The sequence below is a fragment of the Synechococcus sp. 1G10 genome, assembly GCF_002252625.1.
Classification (GTDB): Bacteria; Cyanobacteriota; Cyanobacteriia; order PCC-6307; family Cyanobiaceae; genus Regnicoccus_A.
Genome location: NZ_NQKW01000048.1, coordinates 1 through 4,735, shown reverse-complemented (window position 1 = coordinate 4,735; position 4,735 = coordinate 1). Strand labels below are relative to the sequence as shown.

The 4,735-nt window shown below is 52.0% G+C and carries 5 protein-coding genes and 1 pseudogene; 2 read left to right on the top strand and 4 right to left on the bottom strand.

Going from position 1 to position 4,735, the window contains the following annotated elements; translation table 11 throughout:
* Positions 1–569 precede the first annotated feature (569 nt).
* From CJZ82_RS17310 to CJZ82_RS17295, 4 genes and pseudogenes are all read right to left on the bottom strand, one after another.
* Positions 570–1,802 (bottom strand): hypothetical protein, encoded by a 1,233-nt coding sequence (locus CJZ82_RS17310; RefSeq protein WP_094556973.1) that lies wholly within the window; start codon positions 1,800–1,802, stop codon positions 570–572.
* 36 nt (positions 1,803–1,838) lie between these two features.
* On the bottom strand, positions 1,839–1,979 hold the full coding sequence (locus CJZ82_RS17305; RefSeq protein WP_094556972.1) for a hypothetical protein: 141 nt from the start codon (positions 1,977–1,979) through the stop codon (positions 1,839–1,841).
* 410 nt (positions 1,980–2,389) lie between these two features.
* A pseudogene (locus CJZ82_RS17300) lies at positions 2,390–2,560 on the bottom strand (IS5/IS1182 family transposase); the annotation flags it as partial.
* Positions 2,561–2,841: 281 nt separating this feature from the next.
* Positions 2,842–3,384 carry a glycosyltransferase domain-containing protein gene (locus CJZ82_RS17295; protein WP_094556971.1) on the bottom strand — a complete coding sequence of 181 codons (543 nt, stop codon included), beginning with the start codon at positions 3,382–3,384 and terminating at the stop codon, positions 2,842–2,844.
* A 528-nt stretch (positions 3,385–3,912) separates the two neighbouring features.
* Here CJZ82_RS17295 and CJZ82_RS18550 point away from each other — a divergent pair.
* Positions 3,913–4,164 carry a transposase gene (locus CJZ82_RS18550; protein ID WP_158218636.1) on the top strand — a complete coding sequence of 84 codons (252 nt, stop codon included), beginning with the start codon at positions 3,913–3,915 and terminating at the stop codon, positions 4,162–4,164.
* 42 nt (positions 4,165–4,206) lie between these two features.
* Positions 4,207–4,374: a hypothetical protein gene (locus CJZ82_RS18545; RefSeq protein ID WP_158218635.1), complete on the top strand. Its 168-nt coding sequence runs from the start codon at positions 4,207–4,209 to the stop codon at positions 4,372–4,374.
* The last annotated feature ends 361 nt before the right edge of the window (positions 4,375–4,735 follow it).

Below are 4,735 nucleotides of genomic sequence, written 5' to 3'. Positions count from 1 at the left end.
CTCAGGACGGCAGCACTCAACCTGCTCCGACTGGCTGGATTTCAGTCGATTCGAGCCGCATGCAGGCCGTAACTCACGACATCACGGCGCTACTGGCGATGGCGACGAGGAAGCCAAAACCGAGCTCGAGTTAAGACTTTGAATCAGCCCTGTCCCCGCCGGTGGTCACGGTCGACGCGATGCTGGCGCCAGCCCGAAGAGGTGTTGTGGATCAACCCGACGCCGCCGGAAATCGACGCCAAGCCAGGTACCTTGACGATGGCTGCCTGAACGACAGCAGAGGCGCCATCTTCTCTGGCAGCTACCGCGCAGCACGATTGAGTCCAGCAGTGAGCGTGAACTGGCGAGCACCTCCCATTGCTGAATCTCGCCCTCGGTGAGGACCAGCGGAGGCAACGGACGGCCAAGCGCCACAGAAAGCTTCGAGTTACACCCTCGGTTCAACCTGTTATTATCGGGGCAAGACACTAGCGGCCAGCTTGTCAGATCGGAACGAATAAAATCAGGTGCGCTCAAAGGAATGCGTACGCTACAGGAAGCCCTGGTTCAGCTCCGTGCTATTACGCATGTCACTCACCGAGCAGAAGTGATTTGAGCAAACTATTCCATTGCCTCAGGCTTTGTCCGATTGAAAACTCTGGACTTAGAGCACTTACCCTCTCTCGGTTGCGACGCTTTGGCGCATCACTGAGCCATGACAAAGTCTTTTCAATAAGCTCCTTCTGATTGTCTAGATCAACCCAAAGTGCACCATGGCTTTGAAGTGCGCCCTCCGTTGCTGGGCTTCGATTCACCATGAGATTAGCGCCGCAGGCTGCTGCCTCGAAAAGGCTCCAACTCGTAACGTACGGGCGAGTAAAGTAGCAATGAAGATCACTTCGACGCAACAAGTCACGATATTTAAGATGTGGCAGAAGACCAACAAAATAAATTCTTTTCAAGTCAAGGCTTACCGCTAGTTCCTTGAGCATGAAAGTCTTCCATGAACGATCTAGAGAGGGAGATCCATAGCTATATGGGTAACGATCCTGCCCTGCAATGACAACTCGAAGATCTGGAAACTTCGCCATCGCACTGGGAAGAATTCTCATGAACTCTGGGAAGCCCCTCAGCGGCTCCATTCCTCTTGTCATGTAGCTCAGTACACGACAGTCCGCTGGTATTTCATATACAACGTCCGAATTCTCAACTGGCAATAGTAGAGCTTCCTGAGTATTATGAGGGCAGAAAAATGAGACATCTATCCCGTCGAATATGACGTTGGCTTTGCTGTAATAACGACCAGGAAACTGCTGTCTTTGCCATTCTGTTGGCACGACAATACAATCAGAGGATTCGAGTTCGCTCAGAATAATCATATTGCGTACGTGTGTAGACAGGCGCGCATTGATATCGAAATCCTCGTAAAGAAACTTACTAGTGTCAGGATTAAAGTACCATTCAAGATAACTTATATGCTTGGCAAATGGGCAAGCATGCTTAACAAACATGCCAAGGCCGTTCCCTCCATGTGTAATGATGGCGGATGGAGTAACTCCTTGCGCCATGAGTTCAAGTAGCTTGCGTAGAACCGCTTGTCCATTTAAAACTGCTTCCTCAGTGGATATTAGATAAGGATGGCAGCCTTTATGAGGCGTTCTACGAGCCTCGTAAATGACAATGTTGACATTCTTAATCTTAATCTTATTCGCATCTTTCCGGCCAGTCAGATAAAAGACACGATTGGAGGTGCTCGAGGCGATTGCGCCAGCAAGAATTCGAAACTGTGCAGGGTAGTTGCCATGCACAAAGATAAAATCCATCAGAAATCAGGCTTGCACTGCAGGAGTAGGCTGAAATTAAAACATTGACCAGACCACGCTCCATCGTATCTGTGTCATTACTCTAAGGCAATTGCCACAGTCTTCATCCTTGTAATCTATCAACAAACTCTTTTGCCCGTAGCTGCGCAGTCCCTCTGATTCTCTCAGAGCATCCATAGCCTGAAGACGCTCGCGCCACAAGATATCTTTTGCTGTACTATAAAAAGTGTTCGGCTTTCCACATTGTATGCGTTCATGGTTTAGGACAGCGATCCGAACGTCCGACGCACGGTCTTGGCTGGAGCCCCCACATTTACACTGAGCTCAGGAGCATAAGCCTCGTCCACTTCTTGCCAGGGGATGAGCTCTGCAAGCGGCACCCAGCGATTGCCAGGGTCGAATGTGCCGCCAAAAGGCACGTAGAAATCTTCGCTTGAGAGCTGAGCAATATGCTGCTTTAGGTACATGCACGGCTGTGATCAGTAGCAGCAATCCACTATTGCACCATTTCTTGCCAGTCTACCGGCTGTCAACCGCTGAGACCAGTTGCGGCACAATGGATCTGGATTTCTCAGGAGTCCCTCCACAGCAGGCGCCCTAAATCCTTTGCAGAACTGCGACGCATAGTCGTGCTCCAACTCATCCCAGGGGACGAGCTCCGCGAGCTTGATCCACCGATTGGTGCCAGAGCGCTTGCCACCAAAAGGCAAGAAGAAATCCTGAAACGAGAGCTCATGACGATGCTCGCGCAGATACATGTGAAAAACTCTGGCCTGCATTTCGGCGATATCGAGCCGAATTGCCCACATTCTACAATCGAAAACTGATCAGATCCATTGCAGTCCAGTCACTCTGGCCTTTCTCAGGAGGTCCTTTGCAGTTGACTACAGGCACCTTTCGCATCCACCTGACTGCAGAAGAGCAGTAGAAGCTTGAGCAGGTACTCAAGCGAATAAAAGCAGCGTGATGCACAGTCATTTCCCCTTTCAGTGCTCTATGAGCTATAGCTGTGGAATGATTGAAGCGTTCAGAGGTTTGGTTACTTAGATGCGCTCAGATTTCGCTCTCTTAATTTCCAGTCCCAAGTGAAGATGTTGTTATTGAGTGCGTTGCCCTCAAAGCAGGAATATTGAAGCCCTGACTTGTTAAGCACATAAGGAAAGGAAATCTGGTCTTCAATGCTCCAGATGCAGTTGTGCAAAAACCACTCCTGCATCAATGGGGCAGCGCTCTTGTGGTAGGCAAAGAATGTCATCTGGAAGAGCTTTGTGTCGCTAAAGCTCTTGTCATTTAAGTATGACTTTACCTGGTCAATAAGCGGCTCTCCGCTATATCTTCTAATATGGTAATCTACCCCTTGGGAGATGGCTTGCTGTATCGCAACAGCCTCTTCTTGTATTGATGATAGCCTTGTATGCCTAAAAAGGCAAAGTGGCTTGCCGTTGGCTATTTTAATGATTTCATGTGGGATGTCAATATTTTCTTTCAGTCTTACAGAAGAGTCCATCCAAACATACCAGTCGGCGTACGCTCTGCGCCATTCGAGCATCTTGGGTATCTTTGCCTTCAGTCTTGGATGCATTGAGTTGTGTCTGGATGGCATGTTGTGGTCGTCGTAGTAGACGGAGGACAGGCTGTGCGAAGAACGTAGACTGTGCTCCCAAGGCTTTGGTCCTCCGAAATGTGCAGACACGAAGTGGAAATGCACATGTTTTTCTCAACTGCTCATACTTTACTCTGTACCCATTTAGAGGTCGGGAAGCCCTTGGCGCTAATCGCCCGGATCGCGCAGCGCCTAAGAGTTTGTTGCCCATAGAGCAGCAGCCCGCTGGTTACGGCACACTCCGCCCTGATGCGAAGCGATTAGGCTTTAGGCTCCCTTCTTCTGCTTCTGGGGTCCATTGATTTGTGGTTGAGCCAAATGTCCAGCGACAATCAGGTTGACCGGCGCTTTGCATCAACAAGTTGTTACCCATTGTCTTTGACACCTGGTAACACCCCCCTGCGTCAGGAAAGATGTCCACTCGGTCAGACCCATCCACCAGGGGCCAAACCGACGACCATGAAACCGACCTATGACACCGCTGTGCGGGACCAAGTCCGCCAGCGCATGAGCCCACCAAACCGGGAGAGCGTGGCCGAGATCGCCCGCTCCACCGGGATCACGACCCAGACCCTCTACAACTGGCGCAGCCAGTGGCAGAAGCAGGGTCAGCTCGTGCCGGCCACCACCAAGCCGCCGGAGCAGTGGAGCGCTCTCGACAAGCTGGCCGCTGTGATCCAGGCTGCCGGCCTGAGTGGCCCTGATCTCGGGGCCTTCTGCCGGGAGCGGGGCCTCTACCCCAGGCAGCTTGCCCGCTGAGGGCAGGCCGCCGAGGATGCCAATGGCCCCAGCGCTCCGAGCATGGCAGATCAGCGAGAACTTCAGCGTAAGAATCAGGAGCTGATTCGCCAGAATCGCCGTTTACAACGCGAATTGGAGAAGAAGGAGAAGGCTCTCCCGGAGGCGGCAACACTGCTGATGGTCTCAAAAAAGCTCGATCAGCCATGGCCACGGGACGAGAAACATTGATCCCCGCATGGGATAGAAGCCAGCTGATTGAATTGTTCCGAGAAGGCATCAAAGAAGGAGCTTCTGCCAAGGCAATCGCGGATCTGATCGGTATCTGCTCCCGCACGCTACGGCGCTGGGGCATTGCGTTCCAGACACACGGATTCAGCCAGGACTGCCGCAAAGGATCTCCACGGAATGTGGCGCACCGATTCACATCAGAAGAGCGGCAGCACTTAGGGCCTCCTGAGAAAGTGAAAACCAGCCCCAGGGCAACAAAGTGGGCAGGGCTGACTGAAAGTACATTCATCCCGTCTCCGCCAGGCTGATGCCGACCCAGCCAAGCATTCGGCTGATGTCATGCGCCACGGCCATCAGGCCA